Here is a 25,051-nt window from a genome sequence, read left to right on the forward strand (position 1 = left end):
AGAAAGGATGATTTCAAGCTTTTTCGGAAAAACAAAGCCCATAAACTATATTGTCCTTGCCATCTTTTTGTTTCTTTTTTACTTCACCAATGCGTTTTTGGGGCTGGGAGAACAAAAGATCAACGATGTAATTCCCTTTGAACTACTGGCCTTCGTAGTGCTGCTTCTGGGCATTTTCATCATCAACCAGATGGTGAGGACCGAGAAGATCACGGATTTCAACTCCTATACCATTCTGTTTTTTGTGCTTTTGGTGATCGCATTCGCGGAGAACCTCCAATTGAAGAATGCCATTTTCACCAACTTTTTCTTGTTGTTGGCCCTTTGGCGCCTGCTGTCCATCAAATCCACAAGAAATGTAAAGCACAAGATATTTGATGCCTCACTTTTGATAGTCGTGGCGAGCCTTTTTTACGATTGGGCCATCGTTTTCTTGCTTTTGGTCTTTGTGGTCATCAATTTGTATGACCGGAAAACCTTTAAGAATTGGCTGGTTCCCTTGCTGGGGGTGGCCACCATCTTTATCCTGACCTTTACGATTCTGAAGGTAAACGGCTCCTTGGATTTTTTTCAGGATCACTATCAGTTTTCGTTGGGCATTTTTAGGACAAGTTCCTTTTTTGAAGTACTGAACGTCAAGGCCCTGATCTATATCCTTTTTGCACTGGCGGTGGCCTTTGTGGTCTTCCTGAGGTTGCGGAACGTGGGAGGGGGCAAGCTGCTGCAGCTCCGGGTCATTTTTTTGGCCTTTGCCCTGGGCGTGGTGATAACGCTACTTACCCCAGCGGATGAATCGCCCGTGCTAATCACTTTTTTTCCGGCATCTGTTTTTATGGCCAATTATTTTGAGGCGATGAAAAAGCCCAAGCGTCGCGAGGTCGTACTCATCCTTTTCGCCGCAGTGTCCCTGTTGCTTTTTGTGCTCCAGATCAACGATTAATCCATAAAGCAATATCTTTGCCCAAAATGATGCATCATGTTCAGTGATTTTGCCTTTGGGATCTTCCAGAAAAGTATTGACACCTACCACATAAAGGACGACGTGTACCAGGAATTTACGAACCCTTATCCAAAGGATAAGATAGAACACCTACTGTACCGAAAAAACTGGATAGATACCGTACAGTGGCATTATGAGGACATCATCCGTGACCCGGAGATTGATCCTGTGGATGCATTGGACCTGAAACGCAAGATAGACGCAAGCAATCAGGACCGTACCGATCTCGTGGAATACATCGACGGTTATTTTTTGAATAAATACCAATCGGTACAAACCTTGAAAACAGCCAGCATCAATACCGAAAGCCCCGCCTGGGCCATTGATAGGCTTTCCATTTTGGCCCTGAAGATCTATCACATGGAGGAAGAGGTGAACCGTACCGATGCCTCACCGGAACATATCCAAAAATGTGCGGACAAACTGGCCGTGCTGTTGGAACAGAAAAAGGACCTTTCCGCCGCCATTGACCAATTGTTGGTCGATATTGAGACAGGGAACAAGTACATGAAGGTCTACAAGCAGATGAAAATGTACAACGACGAGGAACTCAACCCAGTGCTCCGTGGACAAAAAGGGTAACATCACCCGGATTTTGTTGATTCGCTTATCGGCCATGGGCGATGTGGCCATGACGGTCCCGATCATCAATGGACTGACCCAAAAATACCCGCACCTCCACATTACCGTGCTCACTAAAAAACCGTTCATGCCCATTTTTGGGAGTTTGGAACGGGTCAATGTGTTGGAAGCCGATGTAAAAAAACGCCATAAGGGCCTATTGGGACTCTGGCGCCTCTACCAAGAATTGAAACCGTTGCAGTTCGATGCCGTGGCCGACCTCCACAATGTATTACGAAGCCGGATACTGAAAAAGTACTTCGCTTTGGAAAGCATCCCTTTTATACAGATCGATAAGGGCAGAAGGGAGAAAAAGGCATTGACCCGGAGCTGGAACAAGGTTTTCCAACCGTTGAGGACCACACACGAACGCTATGCCGATGTCATGGCCCAATTGGGTTATCCCATCGACCTATCCGAAGCCAAACCCTTAGCACGTTTGCCACTTTCAGAAAAAGTATTGGGCTTGGTGGCACAGGACACCAAAAAGTGGGTAGGCGTTGCGCCATTTGCTGCCCATGAGGGCAAAATGTACCCTTTGTCGCTCATGAAAAAGGTCATCTCGGAACTCAACAATACCAATAGGTATAAAATTTTGTTGTTTGGGGGAGGGGCCCAAGAAGTCACTGCGTTGGAAAGCATGGCGGAGGCCCATGAAAACGCGCTCTGCATGGCGGGTAAGCTGACCCTTTCGGAGGAATTGGAATTGATATCCAATTTAGATGCGATGCTGTCCATGGACAGTGGCAATGCCCATTTGGCGGCCAATTATGGCATTCCAGTGGTGACGCTTTGGGGGGTCACACACCCTTTTGCGGGCTTCTATCCTTTTGCCCAACCCTTGGAAAATGCCCTATTGGCCAACAGGGAGACCTATCCGCTGATCCCCACTTCGGTGTATGGGAACAAAATGCCCAAAGGCTATGAGTCGGTCATGGAAACCATCCCTCCACAACGCATAGTGGACAAGCTATTGACGATTTTGGACGCTTAGGCCGCTACGTTGTGCGCGGCAATGGAGTTAAAGTATTGCTTCAACTGTTGGATGTACTGGTACCTCAACTGCTTGTTGGAACTGTCCATCAGCAGGGAGCGCATCCCCAAATAGGAAGCGATCACATAGGTTGCGACCCCTTCGCAGTCCACATGGCGGGCAATATAGCCGTCCAATTTCCCCTTTTTCAATAAGGACACCAAATTCACCTCCCAGACATTGAGGATTTCTTTGAGCTGCCCACTGATCTCTTCGTTCCGCTTGTTGAATTCGGTCAGAAAATCGTTCAGCATGAACCCATAGGCCATTTCGTTCTTCTTGCCGGGGTCCAAGGCGTTCTCTAAACTCTCGATGATGACTGGCAAAGGATTTTCGTTGGTATTAAGGGGTTCTATCAGCAAGGCATATACCTTTTGTACGATGAGGTTCTGTACAATGTTGATGAAATAGTCCTCTTTGGATTTGAAATGATGGTAAAAAGCACCCTTGGAGAGGGAGAGCTCGTTCAAAATATCGTCCAGACTGGTGTTGTAATAGCCTTTGGCGTGGAAGATCTCAAGGCCTTTTCCACAGAGGCGGTGCATCGTTTCTCTTCGTTTGAGGGTCATTTCCATAAGATTTGGGTTTGGACTGTTCGGTCTGTAGCAAAGATTTCACGGAAAGTGGCCAACCCAAAGAATTAAGGACGTAGCGGCACGAAAAATCGGTAAAATGTTGGAAGATCGACCAATTACTGCCCAACGCCAAAAACCAACCGACTTACAAGTCGGTTTAAGGAATGTTTTTTCAGGACAAAAGATGTACAAAACCACATTTACTGCAAAGGGAACCCATTCACCCTAACAGACGACAGGGCATGTAAAATTCTAAACGCTTCGTATATTGTTCGTTACATCAAATAGTGTAACTTCCCCTATCCGTTTTGGGTCGTAAAAACCCAAACCACATAAAAAAACAAACTATGAAAAGAACAAACTTGCTATTTACCGTGTTGATGGGCATATCCCTGTTTTCCTGTTCCGATGATCCATCAACGGGAAACCCAGGGGCCGAAGAGCCACGATTGAACATCACGTTTATCATGGATGTTGAAGCGGAACGTTTGGACAATCTGGGCAATCCAACATCCGTTCCCGAAGGAAATGCGGCCCAAAGCCCCGATTTTAACGTTTTGGGACTGCACTTCATTGGCTTATATACGGATCAATTTACACCTTATGATGATGGGGTCACCATCATTTCGACGGCAACCACGGGAAGCGGTGGGGCACAAGCCATTGATTTTAACAGTGAGGTGTTTTTTAACGAAGAGATCAATACCCTAAGTGTGCCTTTGAGCCATGTCACTGCAGGCACGTATGAATATTTTAGGGCTTCGGTCGGATATCAGAAGTACAAAATTGTATATAACCTGGAAGGCGCGGAGACCGAGATTCCCGATTGGCCGGACGGCGTGGACGACAATATTGATGTGGACGGTTTTGTGGCCTCCTTTTTAGGGTACAACACTTATATCGGGAGCTACGTTATCGAAGACCAGACTGTTTCGGTGAACGGGAACAGGGCACAAGGGTATTTTGGATTGGAGACCAAAGGAAACATTCAAGGGTTTGCCTTTATCCAATTGACCCAAGGAGATGCCATTCAAACTACGGTGCCCAACCCGATCAGCGACACCTCTCCGGTCCCTGAAGGTTCGTGTGTGGTCACCGGACAATTCCCCTCGGCTTTGGTGATACCGGCAAATGCAACCCAAGACATCAATATTGAAGTGGTCATATCCATCAACAACAGTTTTGAATGGGAAGATGGCAATGGTAACGGCAAATACGAACCGCTGTTGGGCGAAACTGTGGTGGACATGGGCACAAGGGGAGTTTTCCCTACCGTGGTGGATTGAGCTTAATATTGATTTGAAAATCAATAAAAACACCTTTCCGTTATTTTTTTCAAAATAAATTTGCGAAACTGAATGGTTGCACATAAATTAGCAACCGATTAGTTTCATATTTATAATAATCAAGATGAGGAGAGACATTTTTCAGGCGATTGCAGATCCCACAAGGCGCTCTATAATTACATTGATAGCGGTTCATGCCATGACGCCCAATGCCCTCGCGGAAAATTTCAATATCACCAGACAAGCGGTTTCCAAACACTTGCGCATTTTGTCCGAATGTGACCTGGTGAGGCAGGAACAGCAAGGCAGGGAAATTTATTACTCGCTTGAAATTGAGAAAATGAAGGAGGTGGATCTATGGCTGGAGCAGTTTAGAAAGATTTGGGAAGTCAAGTTCAATCAACTGGACAAAGTATTGTTAACCATGAAAAAAGATAAAAATGAGCAATAAATTGAAATTTGATTTTACCGTGGACAAGGCCGCAAAAACGGTTTATATCACAAGGGAGTTCGACGCAGGTCTGGATTTGGTCTGGGATGCCTTTACCAAGGCCGAATTGTTGGACCAATGGGTGGCACCAGCCCCGTTCAAGGCAAGGACAAAATACATGGATTTTGAAGTAGGAGGAAAAAGGTTTTATGCCATGGTAAGCCCAAAGGGGCATGAGGGTTGGATACTTCAAGAGTACAGGGCCATCACGCCAAAGACCAATTTCAAACTGTACAATGTCTTTGCGGACAAAGATGAAAACCCTGCTCCCACCGGCTCGGATTGGGATTATACCTTCAGTGAGCAAGACGGAATCACCACGGTAAGCATCACTATATATAATGAATCTCTGGAGCGAATGGAGAAAATGATCGAAATGGGCTTCATCGAAGGATATAAGGCAACCGTAAAGAATTTGGAGCAGCTATTGACTACGATGAAATAAAGAATACAGTGAAATCCAAGTGTTTCAATTACATGAAGGCTTTTGGAATAAGACCTCTTGGGGCAAACTAAGCCACCGTCCCTTGACAACTACTACCTGCCCCGGCCGTGCAGCCATAGCAGTGTTGGGAAATCACAATGTTTCGGTCGTTAAGGAGACCCTCATTGTAATCCTTGATGTGCTTCACCTTACTGGCGACCTTTAGGTCGAGCATCTGGTTGAAGTCACAATCGTACAGCCAACCGTCCCAACTCACGGAGATGGTATTGGTGCACATCACGTTTTCCACAGCAGCAGGGTTATAGGCCTCCACTAGGGCATACATATAGTCCTCATAATTGTCCGACGCGATCAGATAGTCCAAAAACCGGGAAATGGGCAGGTTGGTGATGGCAAACAGGTTGTGGAACTCAATCCCGAAATCGGCTTTCAGCGCTTTTTTGAAATCCCGTTCCATGGCCGATTGGTCCGAAGGCAAAAACGCCCCCGAAGGATTGTAGACCAGGTCCAAGCGCAGATTGCTGTCCGGCATTCCGTAGCCCACTTCGTTCAGTTTTTGCAATGCTTGGATGGATTTGTCAAAGACCCCATCGCCCCGTTGTTTATCGGTCTTGCCCTTCGTGTAGTGCGGCATGGAGGAAACCACGTGCACATTGTGCTTTTTGAAGAACTCGGGCAGGTCGTGGTATTTTTTGTTCGCCAAGATGATGGTCAGGTTGGAACGGACGATGAAATCCTTGATCCCCGCTTTGGAAGCCTCTTCCACAAACCACCTGAAGTCGGGGTTCATTTCGGGTGCGCCACCGGTGAGGTCCAAGGTGTGTGCCCCTGTATTTCGGATCACCTCCAAACAGAGCTCCATGGTGTCCCGGGTCATGATCTCCTTTCGGTCGGGGCCTGCATCCACATGGCAGTGCTCACAGACCTGGTTGCACATATACCCGACATTGATCTGCAAGATCTCCAATTTCCTTGGCTTTAGCGGAAACTGTCCCGTTTTGGCAATCTGGTCCTTGAAATAGGGGAGTTCCCCATCGGCAAAGAGACCCCCGTTGAGGATATCCATCTGCCTGTGGGTATCGGCCAGCTCATTATGGCGTGCCTTCAAGGATTTTTTTGCGGCGTTCTTTATGTCGGTCAATATGCTTTGTTCCATTTATCAAATTCTATGATTGTAGCAAAAGCTTTTGAAATTGGGTATGTTTTGCTTTTGTCTGAATTCTAACATCTAATCGCGCAGCGGTCCAGTATCTAACAGCAAAGCGGTCCAAATTACATGGAAAGTTTATTGTACTTGTTCATCATCATCACCCCATGTACCAAAGTGGCCCCACTTTCTATGGCGGCGCCGGCATGCACGGCCTCCATCATTTCTTCCTTGGTGATGCCCCGTTGCAATCCGTCCTTGGTATAGGCATCGATGCAATACGGGCATTTAACCACGTGGGCCACAGCGAGGGCGATCAAGGATTTTTCACGGGCACTCAAGGCGCCTTCCTCAAAGACCTTACCGTAATAATCAAAGAATTTTGTGCCGAGCTCCTCGCTCCATTCCGTAATGTTCCCAAATTTTCGCAGATCGGCGGGGTCGTAATATGAATTGGCCATGTTTTCCTTTTTTTTCGGTTATACTATTGTTGATGAACCTAAACTTACAACAATTATCACTATCGATTTTGGTCGAAACGCCACGGCCAGGATTACAATTTTGGCCACCCTAACCAGGATTTAACATTCAGACCGGCGGGTCGGTTTTGAAAATGAGGAAGTTAGGACAATGTAGATGAGGGGAAGAAATTTTCGACAACAGTGCCAAAAAGCGACCGCAAAGCCAAAAAACAGACTAGCTGGTCGGTAAATCGATTCAGAAAAAAGGAAAAGGATGGTAAATGCCATCCTTTCCACTCTAACCAAAAACCAAAAAAACTACTTTGCAGAAGGTAGCACAACGGTATCGATCACATGGATCACTCCATTGGATTGGTTCACATCGGCAATGGTCACCGATGCAACATTTCCTGCACTATCCTTTATTTTAATGGAGTTGCCATCCATCATGGCGGTAAGGGTATCTCCGTTTACGGTGGTAAGTTTGGCCATTCCCTTTCCTTTTTTGATCCATCGTTTCAACTCTTTGGAACCGTATTTCCCGGCCACTACGTGATAGGTGAGCACGCCTTGCAACATCGGCTTGTTCTCTGGTTCCAATAATGTTTCCACTGTTCCTTCAGGGAGTTTTGCAAACGCATCGTTGGTCGGGGCAAATACCGTGAAAGGTCCTTCGCCTTGCAGGGTTCCCACCAAATCCGCAGCTTTTACTGCAGCGACCAAGGTGGTATGGTCTTTGGAGTTCACGGCATTGGAAACAATGTCCTTATTGGGGTACATTGGGGCTCCACCTACCATTTTGGTCTGTGATATTCCAGTTGCGGATATCATAAAGGCAAGGAACGCGGACACAAGGGTGAATGTCTTTAAAGATTTCATATGATTTACATTTTTAGTTTATATCTACACCTACGGAGTTATGGATGGGGGGGTTTGGAAAATCGTAAAGATTGATGGTTTTTTAATCCAAATACCGCATTGGGATAACCCTCTCTGAAATGCAAAAGGTTAACTTTGTGGGTTATAAATTCCATAGACCAATAATGCTAGAAGGCAAATCCATAGGTTTGGTCCTCTCCGGAGGTGGGGTGCGCGGCATGGCGCATATCGGGCTCATCAAGGCCATGAGGGAGCACGGCATAGAGGCTGGAATGGTAGCTGGCACCAGTATCGGGGCCCTAGTGGGGGCACTCTACGCCAACGGCAATTCTGCCGAGAGCATGCTCAACTTCTTTCGGGAGACCCCTTTGTTCCAGTATAGTTTTTTTGCCATCAACAAACCCGGATTTATTGATACGGAACGCTATATCAATATTTTCAAGGTCTTTTTCCCGGAAGACGATTTTGAGAAGTTGAAAAAGCCCTTGTTCGTAGTGGCCACAGATCTGTTGAGTGGATATGAGAAGGTCTTTCACGAAGGGGAATTGATCAGACCCTTATTGGCCTCGGCGGCATTGCCACCTGTTTTTAGCCCGGTGGACATTGGGGGCATCCTCTATGCCGATGGGGGTATTATGAACAACTTTCCAAAGGAATATCTGGAGAATCGGATGGAGTTCATCATTGGGAGCAATGTGTCCATCACTGTGCCCTTGCAGAAGAAGGACCTGAAGAATTCTTTACAATTGGCAGGTAGGGTCACCAGTTTGATGATCCATGCATCGAACAAGGAAAAACTACACGAGTGCAACCTGTTCATTGAACCAGCGGAACTGGAAAAAATCGGGGTACTGGATAAAAAGGGAATCGAAAACGCCTATCGTATCGGCTATGAGCACGGAAGTAGGGCCATAGAGAAACTTTTGTCAGAAGCTCCCTAGTCGCCATGTTCTGTTATTCAGTTATTGGGTTATTCCGTTGTTGAAGTTTGATTCCAGAATGCTATCAATAGTAAAGTGCAATCCTGAAAATTGGTAAAATTCGTATTAGAAGCGTGTATGTTTTTCTACTTGATGTTTGGACTTGATACTTTCAACATCAGACATCGTCATAATCCACCTTTAAGGTGGGGGTCAGCGGATGTGCCTGACAGGTCAAGATAAATCCTTCGGCAATCTCACCATCCGTCAATATCTGGTTTTTGGCCATTTCAGCCTTCCCTTCCTTGACCCTTGCGATACAACTGCTACAGACCCCGCCCTGACAAGAGTAGGGGGCGTCTATATCTTCCTTGAGCACGGCATCCAACACCCGGTGTTTCCTATCCATCACAAAGGAGAAGGTCTCGTCGTCCAAGACGACTTCCACCTTGGTCATGCCTTCCAGTTCTTCGGCCAGGGTATCTTCGCTGTCATCGGCGGTGAAGAGTTCAAAATGGATCTTGTCCTCGGCAACGCCATTGCCTTTTAGGGTATCGGAGACCAAATGGATCATATCCTCAGGTCCGCAAAGGTAAAAGCCATCAAATTGGGTTTCCTTGAACTTGTTTTTCAGTACAAAATTGATGGTGGACTTCTCTATACGTCCAAATAGAGCATCGTCTTCGTGGGACCTGCTGTAGACATATTGAACAAAAAACCTATTGGTATATTTAATTTTAAGTTCCTGTATTTCTTTGAAATACATGGTTTCTTCGGGTGATTGGTTGCCAAAGACGAGCACAAACACACTTTCGGGGTCGCTCTCCAACACGGTCTGACCAATGCTCATGATGGGGGTTATCCCACTTCCTGCTGCAAAGGCTGCAATGTTTTTGGGGCCGTTAGGTTCAAAAAGGAACCTTCCATCGGGGAGCATCACTTCCAGGGTATCCCCGGCCTTCAATTTTTCATTGGCGAACACAGAGAATGTACCACCTGGCATTTTTTTGATGCCCACGGTCAAGGTTTGCGAAGAAGGTGGGGAAGAAATGGAATAGGCCCTGCGCAGTTCCTGTCCGTCCATGGTATGTTTGATGGTGATGTATTGCCCGGCCTTGAAGGCATAGGCACTTTTCAGGTGTTCTGGAATTTCGAAAGTAAGGGCCACCGCGTTTGGGGTCAACCGATCCACCGAGGCCAATTTTAAAGCATGAAAATCGCTCATCTACACAAAATTTGGTGCAAAATTAAGCATTCAACCTCTTTTTGACCTTAAATTTTAGAAAAAGGATGGGTTTTGTAACAAATCCAATAATTTAGATACTTACTTAAAAATGACTGACCATGTTCAAACACTTTTTGGGTCTCCAATGGAAATCCTTTTACCGCTCGGCAAGTTTTAAGACCGAGATCTGGTTCAAGATTTTGATGGCCCTCGGAGCCCTTTATTTTATCGCTGTCTTTTTGGGATTGGGCTTTGGGGCCTATTTTATGATCGACGAGGCCGGCTGGGGCAATCCGCTTCGGGTGGTGAACCGTTTTATGGTGTATTACCTCACCTTTGACCTTGTCTTTAGGTACATGCTCCAAAAAATGCCGGTGACCAACATCAAACCCCTGCTTTACCTCCCCTTCAAGAAAAGCCAGGTTGTGAACTTCTCTTTGGGAAAAACGGTGGTATCGTTCTTCAACTGGTCCCATGCGTTCTTTTTTATCCCGTTCAGCGTGGTGTTGCTCACCAAGAACTATCCGTTTGCCCAGGTCGTGGGGTGGCATTTGGCAATGATGGCGATCATTTATTGCAACAATTTCATCAACGTGATGGTTAACAACAAGGATGCAGTCTTTTACGTCTTTGCGGGATTGATGATATTGGCCGGTATTTCCCAATTCTATCAGTGGTTTGACATCACACTTTATGCACAGCCCATTTTTGATTATTTCTACGATATGCCATGGACGGCCATCATTCCCTGGGCCTTGCTGTTGGCCCTGTATTTTTTGGCCTTTGGCTATTTCAAAAAACACATGTACCTGGATGGGGGCCTTGCCAAAAAACATACCGAGGTCCGTACCGAAAACCTGGATTGGTTGAACCGATTCGGCAATCTGGGCACCTTTTTGAAGAACGACATCAAGCTCATCAAAAGGAACAAGCGGTCCAAGACGGCCGTACTCACCGGGTTCTTCTTTGTTTTTTACGGACTGCTCTTTTTCACAGGGGCCATTGAGGCCTATGACGGTCCTTTCTGGAAGATCTTCGCCGGCATTTTTGTCACGGGCGGGTTCCTGTTCAGCTTTGGCCAATATGTGCCCAGTTGGGACAGCAGCTATTACCCTTTGATGATGAGCCAGAACATCAAGTACAGGGAATACCTTTCGTCCAAATGGTACCTGATCATCATTGCCACGGTCATTTCCACGATCCTGGCCACATTTTATGTGTATTTTGGATGGGAGGCCTATGCTGCGGTTTTGGTGGGGGCCATTTACAATATCGGCATCAACAGTTATCTGGTGCTTTGGGGCGGGGCCTATGTGAAGACACCCATTGAGCTCACCTCCAACAAAAAGGCATTTGGGGACAAACAGGCCTTCAATGCCAAGACCCTCTTGCTGACCTTGCCCAAGCTTCTGCTCCCCATGGTCATCTATGCCATTGGCCATTTCCTGATTAGTCCCTTGGCGGGGTATCTCTTTGTCGCCGCTTTTGGATTGATGGGCTTCGTGTTCAAGGAGCGTGCGTTCAAAATGATAGAGGGCATCTATAAAAAGGAGAAATACAAGACATTGTTGGCATACAAACAGAAATAACCAATCACTATAAAGAAATCTCATGATCACAGTACATAATTTGACAAAGTCATATAACTCGAACACCGTTTTGAACATTGATCACATGGAAATCCCAAAAGGGCAGAGCTTTGGCCTGGTAGGGAACAATGGGGCGGGGAAGACCACGTTGTTCAGTCTATTGCTGGATTTGATCCAGCCCAGTTCGGGACATATCATCAACAATGAGGTTCAGGTGGACCAGAGCGAGGAATGGAAACCGTTCACTTCCGCCTTTATTGACGAATCTTTCTTGATTGGCTACCTGACCCCTGAGGAATATTTTTACTTCATCGGGGAACTTCGCGGACGGAACAAGGCGGATGTGGATGCCCTGTTGGCCAATTATGGGGATTTTTTCCACGGCGAGATCTTGGGCCAAAAGAAATATTTGCGGGACCTTTCCAAAGGAAACCAGAAAAAAGTGGGCATTGTGGCCAGTTTTATAGGCAACCCCGAAGTGGTGATCCTGGACGAACCCTTTGCCAATCTAGATCCCACCACGCAGATCCGGTTAAAAGGGATCATCAAGGACCTAGCGGCCAAAGAGGGGGTAACGGTACTCGTGTCCAGCCACGATTTGATCCATGTCACCGAGGTGTGCGAGCGCATCGTGGTGCTCAACAAGGGCGAGATCGTCAAGGACATCCACACCTCTACCGAGACCTTGAAGGAACTGGAAGCCTTCTTTGCGGGGTAAAACACAGTCGGGGAAATTCTTGTATTTTGTCGATGAGCCTTATAATAATCCCAACTTTTTTGAGTTAAGGTTATCACAAGACCATCGGTAATTTTGAATCTTCGTCACACACTTATCATTGCAACAGTTGCAGGGGGACTTATTTTTAGTGCCTGTTCCACACAAAAGGACAAGTTTGTCAACCGCAATTGGCATGCGCTGAACACCAAGTACAACACCTTGTACAATGGCAATATTGCTTTTGAAAAAGGTCGGGAGGAGCTCAACGCGAGTTACCGGGACGATTATTGGGAGATCCTTCCCGTGGAACGCCTGCAAGTCACCGATGAGATCAAACTGGATTCCGAGGACAACAACCCCAACTTCATCATTGCGGAGGAAAAGGCCACCAAGGCCATCCAAAAGCACAGCATGGACATCAAGGATGAGGAGCGGAACCCTCAAACGGACGAAGCTTTCCTTCTTTTGGGCAAATCCCGCTATTTTGACCAGCGGTACATCCCGGCCCTGGAAGCCTTCAATTATGTTTTGAGAAAATATGCCGAGAGCGACAAGCTCAACGAGGCCACCATTTGGCGCGAAAAGACCAACATGCGTCTGGACAATCCCGAAGTGGCCATCAAGAATTTGAAGCGACTTTTCAAGTATGAGGAACTGAATGACCAGGAATATGCCGATGCCAATGCCGTGCTGGCCCAATGCTATATCAACCTGAACGCTCCGGACACGGCCATCCAAAAACTGAAAATATCACAGGCCTATACCAAAAAGAACCCCGAAAAGGGGAGATACCTTTTCATCATTGGACAACTTTACGACCAATTGGGGTATCGGGACAGTGCCAACTATGCCTATGACAAGGTCATTGCCCTGAACAGGAAATCGCCAAGGGTCTATATGATCAATGCCCACCTCAAAAAAATACAGAACACGGAACTTACCGATGCCAATAGTGAGGAATTGTTGGAATACCTGACCGATTTGGAAGCGAACAGGGAAAACCGACCCTTTTTGGACAAGATCTACCGGGAGGTGGCCCAATATCATTTGGCGAACGGTTCCGATAGCTTGGCCTTGGCCTATTACAACAAATCGTTGCGCGCCACACAGGGCGAGCGCAAACTGAATGCCCTGAACTATCAAAGTTTGGCGGACTATTATTTTGATCAGGATGAGTACAAGGTTTCTGGGGCCTATTATGACAGTACCTTGACCAACTTGACCGAAAATACCAGACAACACCGTAACATCAAAAAGAAGCTGGACAACCTTGAGGACGTGATCAAGTATGAGGACATCGTACAGCATGCCGATAGCGTCATAACCCTCTATCAAATGCCCGAGGCCAAGCGAAAGACCTATTTTGAGGAACACATTGCCGAGCTGAAAAGGAAAGAGGAAGAGGTGAACAAAAAACAACAGGAACGCACCGAGGCCGGTTTTGCCACGTTTGCCAAGAGCAAAGGAGGGAAGCAGAACCAAGGCAAGTTCTATTTTTACAACATCACCAGTTTGGGGTATGGCAAAAATGACTTCAAGACCCGTTGGGGCGAGCGCACCTTGGAAGATGACTGGCGATGGAGCAACAAATCCAAGACCTTGGTTTCCGAGGCTACGGGACAAGAGATCGTGGAGAACGGAAAACCCCAGAACTTGACCGAGGACCAAAAGTTCTCCGTGGAGTTTTACCTGTCCCAAATCCCGACCGACATCAAAGTGATCGACAGCTTGAAGACCGAGCGTAATTTTGCCAATTACCAATTGGGATTGATCTACAAGGAAAAGTTCAGGGACAATCTGCTCGCAGCGGCCAAGTTGGAACGGGTATTGGCTTCAAATCCAGAGGAACGGTTGATTCTCCCATCCAAATACAACCTCTACAAAATCTATGAGGAATCAGGGAGTCCCTTGGCCCAGAACATGAAGCAGGACATCATCATCAACCATCCCGATACCCGCTATGCCGAGATCCTACTGAACCCACAGGCCGTTTTGGAGGGCAATACCGATAGCCCCGATGCCCGCTATGCCGCTTTGTACAAACTATATGAGGACCAAGAGTTCCTTCAGGTGATCACCCAGTCCGAAATCTATATTGGACAATTCACGGGAGACCCCATCGTGCCCAAGTTCGAAATGCTAAAGGCCAATGCCATTGGTCGTCTCCAAGGTTTTGAGCCCTTCAAGGATGCCTTGAACTATGTGGCGCTCACTTATCCCAACAATCCCGAAGGAAAAAAGGCGGAACAAATGGTGGAAGAGCAATTGCCCAAACTGGAGACGAAGGAGTTTTCACCCGAAACCGGATCAAAGGGAACAGGCAACTGGAAAGTGGTGTTCCCCTTCAAGATTAAGGACAATGAAAAGGCCCTGGCCCTGAAGAACCGTTTGGAGGAAGCGGTAAAGGAACTCAACTACAAAAATGTGGTTTCCAAGGACATCTATACGTTGGAGGATGAATTTGTGGTGGTGCATGGATTTAGGTCGAAGGACTTTGCCCTGGGCTTTGCGGAACTCATAAAAAACAATAAGGACTACCGCATTAAAGATGAGAATTTCGTAGTTTTATCGGACAACTATAAAATTATACAGGTCCATAAGAACCTGGCATCATACAAAGCACAATTTTAAACCCCAAAACCCAAGAACACAATGTTTTCTGACAACAAAAAACCAAGGCCTATGACTGAATTTGGCGGACAGCCCAACCGAATTGAAAAGAACACAAAGATCAAAGGCGACATTACTTCCGAGGCCGATTTCCGAATCGATGGCAAACTCGAAGGCAATGTAAAGACCTCAGGAAAAGTGGTCATCGGCAAGGATGGCTACATCAATGGAAAAGTGGAATGCGTGAATGCCGATATCGAAGGCAAGTTCAACGGCGAACTTTTGGTAAAGGACCTGCTTTCCCTGAAATCATCGGCTATTATAGAGGGCACGGTGAGCGTGGCCAAATTGTCCGTGGAGCCAGGAGCGACCTTCAATGCTTCCTGTGTAATGGGCAAAGGGGCGCCGGTGACCACCGCAGCACCCAAACTGGAGACCGCAAAGAGCAATGAGCCAGCAAAAGTCTCCTAAGGACAAACTAAAGAACAACATCAACACAGCAGCCCGTTTGTCTGGTTCGGCCATTCAAATGGGCGTTGTCATTTATTTGGCCGTAAAGGGAGGGCAATGGCTGGATGCCCATTTCGGTACCGAAAAGGTGTTCTTGCCCATCTGTACCCTTCTTGGTGTTGGCATTTCCATATATTTTGTCGTTCAGCAATTGAAGAAAATCAACAACAATTGAAAATCAAGTTCTTCCCCTCTGTTTTCCTAACGGTACTTTTTATTGGGATGGGACTGCTGCTTTGGGCACACACCACTGTGCTGGGAAATCTGGGGCACGAGCCATTCGGGAACCAGTTGGTGGCAAGCTACGTCATGAACACGATTATGGCTTCCCTTATTTTTTTTGCTATTTATATCTTCAGGGATAAATACAGGGATCTATTGGGCTTTTTCTTTCTGGGGGGCAGCTTGCTGAAGTTTGTGGTTTTCTTCATATTTCTTTATCCCGGATACAAACAAGATGGCGCTCTGGAGCGCATGGAGTTCCTAACTTTTTTCATTCCCTACCTATTTTCCCTTTTTCTGGAAACCTATTTTTTGGTGAAACTGCTTAATACTGTGAGATAAAGGTTCCATTTTGCACAAAAAATGCAATAAGAGAAATATTGTTGCAAAAGCTTTTTTCTTTTGAAGGAGCGATGTATTTTTGCACCAATTTTTCAGGACCCATATTTGCAGGTGTATGCGATATTCGTTTTTAAGTAAAAAGTTGGCAGCCGTAATGTTTTTCATTGCGGGAATTGTATCGGCTCAAAGCCATGAAGCAGAGGAAGTTGAAACCGGCGCCCATGATTTGAAGACCGAAATCAAGGAATACATTGATCATCACCTTCTGGATTCGTATGATTTCAACCTGTATTCCTATACTACCGACGAGGGCGAACACAAATACATCGGTTTCCCATTGCCCGTTATCCTTTGGGACAATGGTCTGAAGGTTTTCTCCTCTTCAAAACTGAAGCACGGCGAAGGAGTGGCCGAAGTGGATGGAAATTACTACACCCTTTACCACAATAAGATCTACAAAACGGATGCCGAGGGCACTATAGAATTTGAGGGCCATCACAACGACGAAACCCATGTTGAAGATGCATTCGGGGAAAACTTGGTTGTGGAAGATGCCCACCCCAGCAATGTAAAGCCATTGGATTTTTCCATTACCAAGAACGTTGTTTTCATTGCGCTTGTGGGGCTTTTGATGTTTTTGATGTTCCGTTCCGTTGCCAGCAACTACAAAAAGAGCAACTTGCCCAAGGGAGTTGGAAGGGTGTTGGAACCATTGGTGGTGTTTGTCCGTGATGAAATCGCAGTTCCCAATATTGGGCACAAATACAAAAAGTACATGAGCTATTTGCTCACCGTGTTCTTTTTTGTGTGGATCATCAACCTGTTGGGATTGACCCCACTGGGTGTAAACGTCACCAACAACATTGCGGTGACCTTTGCCCTTGCATTGATCACCTATTTCATCACCACATTTTCTGGAAACAAGAACTACTGGAAACACATCTTCTGGATGCCGGGAGTACCCGTTCCCATGAAAATCATATTGGCCCCTATCGAATTGTTGGGAACCTTCATCAAGCCATTTTCATTGATGATACGTCTGTATGCCAACATCACCGCGGGCCACGTAGTATTGATGAGTATTATTGGACTGATGTTCATTTTTAAGAACTGGATAGGAAGTCCATTGTCGTTTGCACTAGCTTTTGCCCTTTCCCTATTGGAATTGTTGGTGGCCGCATTGCAAGCCTATATCTTCACCATGCTGTCTGCCCTGTATTTTGGAATGGCAGTGGAAGAAGATCATCATTAAGTAAGAACGTTTAATATTTAAATACATATATCATGACAATTCCAAACATCGTAGGTGCTGGTTTGATCGTAATCGGAGCAGGATTGGGTATCGGTAGAATCGGTGGTCAGGCAATGGACGCCATTGCTCGTCAACCTGAAGCTTCTGGTAAGATCCAAACTGCCATGTTGATCGCAGCCGCTCTTATTGAAGGTATCGGTTTCGCCGCTCTTTTTGCTGCTTAATCACCGAAAGAAAAGTGAAGGCCATAGCGGTTGGCTGTGGCCCTTCATTTTAAAATGATATAGTTTAAAAAATTTAAAAAACACAGTAGAGATATATGGAAAAGTTAATGGAACAGTTTTCCTTGGGGTTGTTTTTCTGGCAATTGGTTCTTTTTATTGGACTGTTGTTGCTGTTGAAAAAATTCGCTTGGAAACCCATTTTGAATGCTGTTGAGAAAAGGGAAGAGGGGATTAAAGATGCCCTTGAAGCGGCTGAGGCAGCCAAAAAGGAAATGCAGAACGTGACCGCCGACAGCGAAAAACTGTTGAAAGAAGCCAGAGCTGAAAGGGATGCGCTTTTGAAGGAAGCCAGGGAGATCAAGGAAAGCATTATTTCCGAAGCCAAAGAACAGGCCAATGCCGAGGGTGACAAGATCATCAAGCAGGCACAGGCTGCCATCGAAAGTGAAAAGAAAGCCGCAGTTGCCGACATCAAGGCACAAGTGGCCAACCTTTCCTTGGAAATCGCCGAAAAAGTGATTAAAGAAGAACTGTCCAACAAAGACAAGCAACTCAAGTTGGTTGACGATATGTTGGGTGATATCAAATTGAACTAGTACCATGGACCAGAACAGGGCAGCCATACGTTACGCCAAGGCAACTTTGGATTTCGCAGTCGAGAAAAAAGCGGCAGATGCCGTTGAAAATGACTTGCGGGACATTGCGGCCGTGATATCCGAGAGCGGGGAGCTACAGCAAGTCTTGGAAAGCCCGGTAGTGAAATCCGAGGTCAAGAAGAATGCCTTGTTGGAAATCTTCAAAGGTTCCAATGAGATCACCAAAGGGTTGATCCAAACCTTGCTGGACAACAAAAGGATAGCAATGTTGCAGGAAGTGGCCCTGAAGTACATCATCCTTCATGAGAAAAAGAAAGGTGAGGAAGTGGCATACGTTACCACGGCTGTACCTTTGACGGCCGAACTGGAGAAAAAGATCCTTGCCGAGGTCACCAAGGCAACAGGCAACAAGGTCACCATCCAGAACAAGATCGACGAGGGCATCATAGGTGGTTTCGTGCTTCGGGTGGGCGACACCCAATTTGATGCCAGCATCGCCAACAAATTGAACGGTTTAAAAAGAGAATTTACAAATAGTCTATAAAAATGGCAGGAGTAAAAGCCGCTGAGGTTTCAGCAATTTTGAAAAAACAGTTATCAGGTTTCGAAGCTACGGCTTCCTTGAACGAAGTGGGTACCGTACTACAGGTAGGTGACGGTATTGCCCGTGTGTATGGACTTTCCAATGCCCAGTACGGGGAGTTGGTGGAGTTTGACGGCGGCATGCAGGGAATCGTTTTGAACCTGGAAGAGGACAACGTCGGTGTGGTATTGTTGGGCCCATCCAAAGAAATTGTGGAAGGAGCCACTGTAAAAAGAACAGAGCGTATTGCATCCATCAACGTTGGTGAAGGAATTGTTGGTCGTGTAATCGACACCTTGGGCAATCCAATCGACGGTAAGGGACCTATCTCCGGTGAAACCTACGAAATGCCTTTGGAGCGCAAGGCTCCTGGAGTTATTTTTAGACAACCTGTAAACGAACCTTTGCAGACCGGTATCAAGGCTATCGACGCCATGATTCCTGTGGGAAGGGGACAAAGGGAGTTGGTGATCGGTGACAAACAGACCGGAAAGACCACGGTTTGTATCGATACCATCCTGAACCAGAAAGAATTTTACGATGCAGGTAAACCCGTTTACTGTATCTATGTGGCCGTAGGTCAGAAAGCATCTACAGTGGCCGCTATAGCAAAAACCTTGGAGGACAAAGGTGCTTTGGCCTATACCACCATTGTTGCCGCCAACGCTTCAGATCCTGCGCCGATGCAGGTATATGCTCCTTTCGCTGGGGCAGCCATCGGGGAATATTTTAGGGACACGGGCCGTCCTGCTTTGATCATCTATGATGACCTTTCAAAGCAAGCGGTTGCCTACCGTGAAGTATCCCTGTTGTTGAGAAGGCCACCAGGACGTGAAGCATACCCTGGGGACGTTTTCTACCTACACTCCAGATTGTTGGAGCGTGCCGCAAAAGTGATTGCGGATGACGAGATCGCGAAGAACATGAACGACCTTCCCGAGTCCTTGAAGTCCATCGTAAAAGGAGGAGGTTCATTGACCGCCCTTCCCATCATCGAAACTCAAGCGGGTGACGTTTCTGCCTATATCCCAACCAACGTGATCTCCATCACCGATGGTCAGATTTTCTTGGAGCAGGATTTGTTCAACCAAGGGGTCCGTCCAGCGATCAACGTGGGTATCTCCGTATCCCGTGTGGGTGGTTCGGCACAGATCAAGTCCATGAAAAAAGTGGCAGGTACCTTGAAATTGGACCAAGCCCAGTTCCGTGAATTGGAAGCTTTCGCCAAGTTCGGTTCCGATTTGGACGCCGCTACCTTGAACGTGATCGAAAAAGGACGTAGGAACGTGGAAATCTTGAAACAAGGTCAAAACGATCCATTTACCGTGGAAGATCAGGTGGCCATTATCTTTGCAGGTTCCAAGAACTTGTTGCGCAATGTGCCTGTGGACAAGGTAAAAGAATTTGAAAAGGAATTTTTGGAGTTCTTGAACGCCAAGCACAGGAATGTATTGGATGACCTTAAAGCCGGTAAATTGACCGATGAGGTAACAGATACCTTGACTGCTGTTTGCAAAGATCTTTCTGATAAATATAAAGGTTAAGAGTTCAGAGTGATGGGTTATGAGCAAACTGGAAAACAGCCCAATTAGAATTAAAAGTTTCGAGTTTGCTTGCAAGATTGTCCATTACTGTGATGAATTGAAGAACAACAAGGATTTTGAGATAGCCTCTCAACTTCTGAGGAGCGGCACCAGCATAGGTGCCAATGTCAGGGAAGCACAAAGAGGGGTTAGCACAAAGGACTTTAAGAATAAGTTTGGGATAGCTTTGAAGGAAGCTGATGAAACCAAGTATTGGCTTGAGATTTTAGAAGCGACAGGCAGGGAAGTTCCCATAGATTTGATGGATAAGTGTGAAGAGTTGATGCGAATCATTGTGGCAATTGTCAAGAACTCTTAACTCATCACTCATAACCCATAATTGACATAAATATGGCGAATCTAAAGGAAATACGGAACAGGATATCATCCATCGGGTCAACGATGCAGATTACCAGTGCCATGAAAATGGTATCTGCTGCAAAATTGAAGAAGGCCCAGGATGCCATCACGGCCATGCGCCCATATTCGGACAAGCTTACCGAGCTTTTACAAAGCTTGAGTGCTAGCTTGGACGGTGATGGAGGAAGTCAATTTGCGGATAACAGACCCGTGAACAAGGTTTTGGTTGTGGCCATTACCTCCAACCGTGGACTCTGTGGTGCGTTCAATACCAACATCATCAAGCAGAGCAACAATTTGGTTTCCGAAAAATACGCAGGCAAGCAGGTCGATTTTGTGGCCATCGGGAAGAAAGGGAACGATATTCTCCGCAAGAAGAACGCCATATTGGCCAACCACAGTAGCATCTATGATAATCTGACCTTTGACCATGTGGCTGAAATTGCTGAGTTTTTGATGGACCAGTTCACCAAGGGCAATTATGACAAGATCGAGTTGGTCTATAACAAGTTCAAGAACGCTGCCACCCAGTTGGTGATGACAGAACAGTTCCTTCCCATTGTAAGTGTGGAAGGAGATGCATCCAAGGCGGCAGACTATATTTTTGAGCCATCCAAAGTGGAAATCGTAAAAGAACTGATTCCGAAATCGCTCAAAACACAATTGTACAAGGCCATCAGGGATTCCTTTGCCAGTGAGCACGGTGCCCGTATGACCGCCATGCACAAAGCGACCGATAACGCCAAGGACCTTAGGAACCAGTTGAAACTGACCTATAACAAGGCAAGACAGGCCGCCATCACCAACGAAATCCTCGAGATTGTGGGCGGTGCAGAGGCATTGAACAATTAATATATACTGTTCAAATAAAGTATATAAGGCCACCCCTCGGTGGCCTTTTTGTTTTTCTTGGCACCACGACTAACGGCTTTTGTGTAACTTGTGGCACCTAATCAAGGTTTTTAAAGAACACGCACCTATTGAACCCGCTAAAAAGGCTTTTTAAGCAGACGTTTATCTATGGCTTGGCCACTGTGATGCCGAGGGTCATTTCTTTCTTTCTGCTTCCCTTATACACCGCTGTTTTTGAAAATGCGGCGGGCTATGGGCAGTACACCAACATCTATGCGTGGATCGCCATTTTCAATGTTTTTCTGGCCTATGGTATGGAAACCGCTTTTTTCCGTTTTTATCACAAGAGTGATGACAAGGGCAAGGTCGTTTCCACTTCGTTGGTATCCCTATTGGGCACCTCTTTGTTGTTTTTGATTTTTTCACTGACCGTCAAGCAATGGCTGGCGGACATGACCAACATCAATGCGGATTATATTGAGTTCACCACCTATATATTGGTGTTGGACGCTTTGGTCATCGTTCCCTTTGCTTTGCTCAGGGCCAATGAAAAACCGATGCTCTATGCGGTACTGAAGACCGTCAACGTGGCCATAAACCTTGCGTTCAATGTGTTCTTTTTACTATGGTTGCCCAAGCTTGCCATGGAAGACCGAACGGGGCTTTTCACCTCGATTTATAGGACGGATTGGGAGATTCATTATGTTTTGATTTCCAATGTGATCGCGAGCGGCGTTACCTTGTTGATATTGTTGCCGAACTATTTTAGGGCCAAATATGTTTTTGATCTGCCGCTCTGGAAACAAATGATGAAATATGCTGGACCGGTAATGGTAGCCGGTATTGCCTTTACCATCAACGAGGTATTGGACAAGATTCTGTTGACCGAAATATTACCAGAGGGGATAGCGGAGTCCGAAGTGGGAAAATATGGGGCCTGTTACAAGTTGGCCCTCTTCATGACCTTGTTCGGGACCGCGTTCCGAATGGGTGTGGAACCTTTTTTCTTTAGCCATGCCAAGACCGAAAAACCACAGCGGACCTATGCCCAGATCACGAATTATTTTGTGGTGTTGGGGAGTATCATCCTTTTGGGGGTCATTGCATTTATAGATCCTTTGGGCAAACTGCTGTTGAACAACCCAGTATATTGGGAAGCCCTGGATGTGGTGCCGATTATTTTGTTGGGCAGTTTCTGTTTGGGCATTTACCATAACCTTTCCGTTTGGTACAAGGTGACCGACCAGACCAGGTTTGGGGCTTATATTTCATCTATTGGGGCACTCATTACCTTGGTCATCAACATCGGCTTTATCTCAAAATTTGGATATATGGCCTCGGCAATGGCCACTCTGGCCGCCTATGGCAGCATGATGTTGCTGTCCTATTATTTCGGGAAAAAATATTACCCAGTCCCCTACAATATGCGGAAAATCGTGTTCTATCTTTCGGTTTCCATTGTGTTTTCAGTACTTTCCTTCTATGTTTTTAATAGAAATTTAATAGGGGGCAGCATACTGTTTTTGCTATTTTTGGGGTTAGTGTATAAGATGGAAGGAGATCATTTAAAAAGCATTTTTTTAAAGCGTGGAGATTAAGATCATAAACAAGTCGGGGCATAAATTGCCTCATTACGAAACCTTGACGTCGGCTGGAATGGACCTTAGGGCCAATTTAGAGGCGCCTGTTGTCCTGAAACCCTTGGGACGTGCCATTGTGCCCACAGGGATTTTTATGGAACTTCCTGTAGGCTATGAGGCCCAGGTGAGACCCCGTAGCGGCCTTGCGGCAAAAAAAGGGGTGACCGTACTCAATGCACCCGGCACCATTGATGCCGATTACAGGGGAGAGGTAGGGGTGATCTTGGTCAATCTTTCCAATGAGGATTTTACCGTCGAAAATGGCGAACGTGTGGCCCAAATGGTCATTGCCAAACATGAAAGGGCAGAATGGCTCGAAGTGGAAACGCTTTCCGAAACGGATAGAGGCGCAGGAGGATTTGGGAGTACGGGTATTAAATAAATTCCTGCGTAGGCAGGAATCTCATGCGGACTGATACGAAGCGATTAGTTTAAACACCCATTAGAGCCATGAAACTTTGGAATGTTTATATAATGACCAACAAGGCAAACGAAGTGCTTTACATAGGTGTTACGAATAATCTTGACGAAAGAGTGAAAGAACATAAGATGAAAGTCTATCCAAGGTCTTTTACCGCCAAATACAATTGTGATAAATTGGTTTATTTTGAAGAGTTTATAGATGGTGGAGAGGCCGTGAAGCGTGAAAGGCAAATGAAAAAGTGGAAGAGAGACTGGAAAGTCAGTTTAATAGGGAGTTTTAACCCTAACTGGGTTGACATCAGTCTTAACTGGAAATTGAACTATAATAAGTTGCGATAAACCTTGCTACATCAAGGGGAGAGTAGAAAAAGTGTAACAACAAAAAATGAGACACCTGCCTTTGCAGGTGGTAAAGTATGAAAATAATCGTACCCATGGCGGGAAGAGGATCCCGTTTAAGACCGCACACCTTGACCGTCCCAAAACCGCTCATTCCAGTGGCAGGCAAACCCATTGTCCACCGATTGGTGAGCGATATTGTCAAAGTATTGGGCGAACCCATTGAGGAAGTGGCCTTCATTTTGGGAGATCCGGCCTTTTTTGGCGACGACGTGGTGGAAAGTCTCATGCAACTGGCCGAAGAATTGGGTGCCAAAGGCTCCATTTACCGACAGGACCAGCCATTGGGTACGGGCCATGCCATCATGAGTGCCAAGGAATCTCTCAGCGGACCTGCCGTGATCGCTTATGCGGACACCTTGATCCGTGCCGATTTTGACCTGGACAAGTCCGCGGACAGTGTGATATGGGTAAAACAAGTGGACCACCCTGAGGCCTATGGAGTGGTCAAGTTGAACACAGACCATCACATTGTGGAACTGGTGGAAAAGCCAAAGGAGTTCATTTCCGATCTTGCCGTGATCGGTATTTATTATTTTAAAGATGTGGGAGTCCTCAAAAATGAGCTACAACATGTCTTGGACAATGAAATCACCAACGGCGGGGAATACCAGATCAATGACGGGATCAAACGCATGATGGAAAAAGGCATGAAATTTGTTCCCGGTAAAGTGGACGAATGGATGGACTGTGGCAACAAGAACGTGACCGTGGAAACCAACCAACGCATGTTGGGCTTTTTGGAAAAGGAAGGTGAAAACATGATTGCCAGGTCGGTGAAGCAGGAAAATGCAAACATCATTGAACCCTGTTTCATCGGGGAGAATGTGGTGCTCAAAAACACAACGGTAGGGCCCTATGTGTCGGTCGGGGCCAATACCATATTGGAAAATGCCACTATAAAGAACAGCATCATCCAAAGCGACAGTAAAATTTACAATGCCAACCTGGACAATGCCATGATCGGCAACCATGTTGTTTTTAATGGTAATTTTGAATCCATTAGCATCGGGGATTATTCCGTTTTGGAATGATTTTGAAATAGATTTTAGTTTGATGGGGACTT

29 protein-coding genes are annotated in these 25,051 nt (G+C 46.2%); 24 read left to right on the forward strand and 5 right to left on the reverse strand.

Annotated features, from left to right (window positions below):
• Positions 1-7: 7 nt before the first annotated feature.
• Genes DB398_RS14410 through DB398_RS14420 form a run of 3 tightly spaced genes read left to right on the forward strand, consistent with a single transcriptional unit; the run spans position 8 to position 2,615 of the window.
• Positions 8-940: a DUF6427 family protein gene (locus tag DB398_RS14410; protein ID WP_108425148.1), complete on the forward strand. Its 933-nt coding sequence runs from the start codon at positions 8-10 to the stop codon at positions 938-940.
• A gap of 36 nt (positions 941-976) precedes the next feature.
• Entirely contained in the window at positions 977-1,582 is a 606-nt protein-coding gene (locus DB398_RS14415) for a DUF4254 domain-containing protein (RefSeq protein ID WP_108425149.1), read from the forward strand.
• Complete coding sequence (locus DB398_RS14420) at positions 1,566-2,615, forward strand: glycosyltransferase family 9 protein (RefSeq protein WP_417935558.1); 1,050 nt, start codon at positions 1,566-1,568, stop codon at positions 2,613-2,615. The genes DB398_RS14415 and DB398_RS14420 overlap by 17 nt, the downstream gene beginning before the upstream one ends.
• On the opposite strand, the gene DB398_RS14425 is transcribed toward DB398_RS14420, so the two are convergent.
• Positions 2,612-3,229 (reverse strand): TetR/AcrR family transcriptional regulator, encoded by a 618-nt coding sequence (locus tag DB398_RS14425; protein WP_108425151.1) that lies wholly within the window; start codon positions 3,227-3,229, stop codon positions 2,612-2,614. The two genes, DB398_RS14420 and DB398_RS14425, sit on opposite strands and share 4 nt — an antisense overlap.
• A 347-nt stretch (positions 3,230-3,576) precedes the next feature.
• Here DB398_RS14425 and DB398_RS14430 point away from each other — a divergent pair, with 347 nt between their 5' ends.
• The 3 genes from DB398_RS14430 (at position 3,577) to DB398_RS14440 (ending at position 5,450) form a co-directional block, all read left to right on the forward strand.
• On the forward strand, positions 3,577-4,515 hold the full coding sequence (locus DB398_RS14430; protein ID WP_159076453.1) for a hypothetical protein: 939 nt from the start codon (positions 3,577-3,579) through the stop codon (positions 4,513-4,515).
• Positions 4,516-4,639: 124 nt separating this feature from the next.
• On the forward strand, positions 4,640-4,966 hold the full coding sequence (locus DB398_RS14435; protein WP_108425153.1) for an ArsR/SmtB family transcription factor: 327 nt from the start codon (positions 4,640-4,642) through the stop codon (positions 4,964-4,966).
• A complete protein-coding gene (locus DB398_RS14440) occupies positions 4,956-5,450 on the forward strand; it encodes an SRPBCC family protein (protein WP_108425154.1) in 495 nt (164 codons plus the stop codon). Before DB398_RS14435 ends, DB398_RS14440 begins: the two co-directional genes overlap by 11 nt.
• A gap of 67 nt (positions 5,451-5,517) precedes the next feature.
• On the opposite strand, the gene arsS is transcribed toward DB398_RS14440, so the two are convergent.
• The 3 genes from arsS to DB398_RS14455 form a co-directional block, all read right to left on the reverse strand.
• Complete coding sequence (arsS, locus tag DB398_RS14445) at positions 5,518-6,606, reverse strand: arsenosugar biosynthesis radical SAM (seleno)protein ArsS (protein WP_108425155.1); 1,089 nt, start codon at positions 6,604-6,606, stop codon at positions 5,518-5,520.
• Positions 6,607-6,722: 116 nt separating this feature from the next.
• Positions 6,723-7,058 (reverse strand): arsenosugar biosynthesis-associated peroxidase-like protein, encoded by a 336-nt coding sequence (locus DB398_RS14450; protein WP_072876596.1) that lies wholly within the window; start codon positions 7,056-7,058, stop codon positions 6,723-6,725.
• 318 nt (positions 7,059-7,376) lie between these two features.
• Entirely contained in the window at positions 7,377-7,937 is a 561-nt protein-coding gene (locus tag DB398_RS14455) for a fasciclin domain-containing protein (RefSeq protein WP_108425156.1), read from the reverse strand.
• Positions 7,938-8,101: 164 nt separating this feature from the next.
• On the opposite strand from DB398_RS14455, the gene DB398_RS14460 reads away from it, so the two are divergent.
• On the forward strand, positions 8,102-8,878 hold the full coding sequence (locus DB398_RS14460; protein WP_108425157.1) for a patatin-like phospholipase family protein: 777 nt from the start codon (positions 8,102-8,104) through the stop codon (positions 8,876-8,878).
• 157 nt (positions 8,879-9,035) lie between these two features.
• On the opposite strand, the gene DB398_RS14465 is transcribed toward DB398_RS14460, so the two are convergent.
• Complete coding sequence (locus tag DB398_RS14465; protein ID WP_108425158.1) at positions 9,036-10,082, reverse strand: ferredoxin--NADP reductase; 1,047 nt, start codon at positions 10,080-10,082, stop codon at positions 9,036-9,038.
• A 119-nt stretch (positions 10,083-10,201) separates the two neighbouring features.
• Between DB398_RS14465 and DB398_RS14470 the strand changes: the two genes are divergently transcribed.
• From DB398_RS14470 to DB398_RS14550, 17 genes are all read left to right on the forward strand, one after another.
• A complete protein-coding gene (locus DB398_RS14470; RefSeq protein WP_108425159.1) occupies positions 10,202-11,671 on the forward strand; it encodes a DUF5687 family protein in 1,470 nt (489 codons plus the stop codon).
• 22 nt (positions 11,672-11,693) lie between these two features.
• A complete protein-coding gene (locus DB398_RS14475; protein ID WP_108425160.1) occupies positions 11,694-12,389 on the forward strand; it encodes an ABC transporter ATP-binding protein in 696 nt (231 codons plus the stop codon).
• 93 nt (positions 12,390-12,482) lie between these two features.
• Positions 12,483-15,020, forward strand: coding sequence for a type IX secretion system periplasmic lipoprotein PorW/SprE (porW, locus tag DB398_RS14480; RefSeq protein ID WP_108425161.1), 2,538 nt, complete (start codon positions 12,483-12,485; stop codon positions 15,018-15,020).
• A gap of 21 nt (positions 15,021-15,041) precedes the next feature.
• Complete coding sequence (locus DB398_RS14485; protein WP_108425162.1) at positions 15,042-15,470, forward strand: bactofilin family protein; 429 nt, start codon at positions 15,042-15,044, stop codon at positions 15,468-15,470.
• Positions 15,448-15,684, forward strand: coding sequence for an AtpZ/AtpI family protein (locus DB398_RS14490; protein ID WP_108425163.1), 237 nt, complete (start codon positions 15,448-15,450; stop codon positions 15,682-15,684). The genes DB398_RS14485 and DB398_RS14490 overlap by 23 nt, the downstream gene beginning before the upstream one ends.
• On the forward strand, positions 15,681-16,073 hold the full coding sequence (locus DB398_RS14495) for a hypothetical protein (protein ID WP_108425164.1): 393 nt from the start codon (positions 15,681-15,683) through the stop codon (positions 16,071-16,073). Before DB398_RS14490 ends, DB398_RS14495 begins: the two co-directional genes overlap by 4 nt.
• A gap of 154 nt (positions 16,074-16,227) precedes the next feature.
• Positions 16,228-17,325: a F0F1 ATP synthase subunit A gene (atpB, locus tag DB398_RS14500; RefSeq protein WP_234416307.1), complete on the forward strand. Its 1,098-nt coding sequence runs from the start codon at positions 16,228-16,230 to the stop codon at positions 17,323-17,325.
• Positions 17,326-17,357: 32 nt separating this feature from the next.
• A complete protein-coding gene (atpE, locus tag DB398_RS14505; protein WP_168796694.1) occupies positions 17,358-17,549 on the forward strand; it encodes an ATP synthase F0 subunit C in 192 nt (63 codons plus the stop codon).
• 95 nt (positions 17,550-17,644) lie between these two features.
• Complete coding sequence (locus tag DB398_RS14510; protein ID WP_108425167.1) at positions 17,645-18,145, forward strand: F0F1 ATP synthase subunit B; 501 nt, start codon at positions 17,645-17,647, stop codon at positions 18,143-18,145.
• A 4-nt stretch (positions 18,146-18,149) separates the two neighbouring features.
• Entirely contained in the window at positions 18,150-18,689 is a 540-nt protein-coding gene (atpH, locus tag DB398_RS14515; protein ID WP_108425168.1) for an ATP synthase F1 subunit delta, read from the forward strand.
• A 2-nt stretch (positions 18,690-18,691) separates the two neighbouring features.
• Positions 18,692-20,272: a F0F1 ATP synthase subunit alpha gene (gene atpA, locus DB398_RS14520; RefSeq protein ID WP_108425169.1), complete on the forward strand. Its 1,581-nt coding sequence runs from the start codon at positions 18,692-18,694 to the stop codon at positions 20,270-20,272.
• A gap of 19 nt (positions 20,273-20,291) precedes the next feature.
• Positions 20,292-20,630: a four helix bundle protein gene (locus DB398_RS14525; RefSeq protein WP_108425170.1), complete on the forward strand. Its 339-nt coding sequence runs from the start codon at positions 20,292-20,294 to the stop codon at positions 20,628-20,630.
• Between the two features lie 32 nt (positions 20,631-20,662).
• Positions 20,663-21,523, forward strand: coding sequence for an ATP synthase F1 subunit gamma (gene atpG / locus DB398_RS14530; protein WP_108425171.1), 861 nt, complete (start codon positions 20,663-20,665; stop codon positions 21,521-21,523).
• Positions 21,524-21,651: 128 nt separating this feature from the next.
• Positions 21,652-23,121: a lipopolysaccharide biosynthesis protein gene (locus tag DB398_RS14535; RefSeq protein ID WP_108425172.1), complete on the forward strand. Its 1,470-nt coding sequence runs from the start codon at positions 21,652-21,654 to the stop codon at positions 23,119-23,121.
• Positions 23,111-23,545: a dUTP diphosphatase gene (gene dut / locus DB398_RS14540; RefSeq protein WP_108425173.1), complete on the forward strand. Its 435-nt coding sequence runs from the start codon at positions 23,111-23,113 to the stop codon at positions 23,543-23,545. The genes DB398_RS14535 and dut overlap by 11 nt, the downstream gene beginning before the upstream one ends.
• Positions 23,546-23,613: 68 nt before the next feature.
• The gene (locus DB398_RS14545; protein ID WP_108425174.1) at positions 23,614-23,925 is read left to right on the forward strand and encodes a GIY-YIG nuclease family protein; all 312 of its coding nucleotides are present in this window, start codon (positions 23,614-23,616) and stop codon (positions 23,923-23,925) included.
• 77 nt (positions 23,926-24,002) lie between these two features.
• Positions 24,003-25,019 carry a sugar phosphate nucleotidyltransferase gene (locus tag DB398_RS14550; protein ID WP_108425175.1) on the forward strand — a complete coding sequence of 339 codons (1,017 nt, stop codon included), beginning with the start codon at positions 24,003-24,005 and terminating at the stop codon, positions 25,017-25,019.
• The last annotated feature ends 32 nt before the right edge of the window (positions 25,020-25,051 follow it).

Origin of the sequence: Flagellimonas amoyensis (genome assembly GCF_003058265.1) — a bacterium.
Taxonomy (GTDB): Bacteria; Bacteroidota; Bacteroidia; order Flavobacteriales; family Flavobacteriaceae; genus Flagellimonas; species Flagellimonas amoyensis.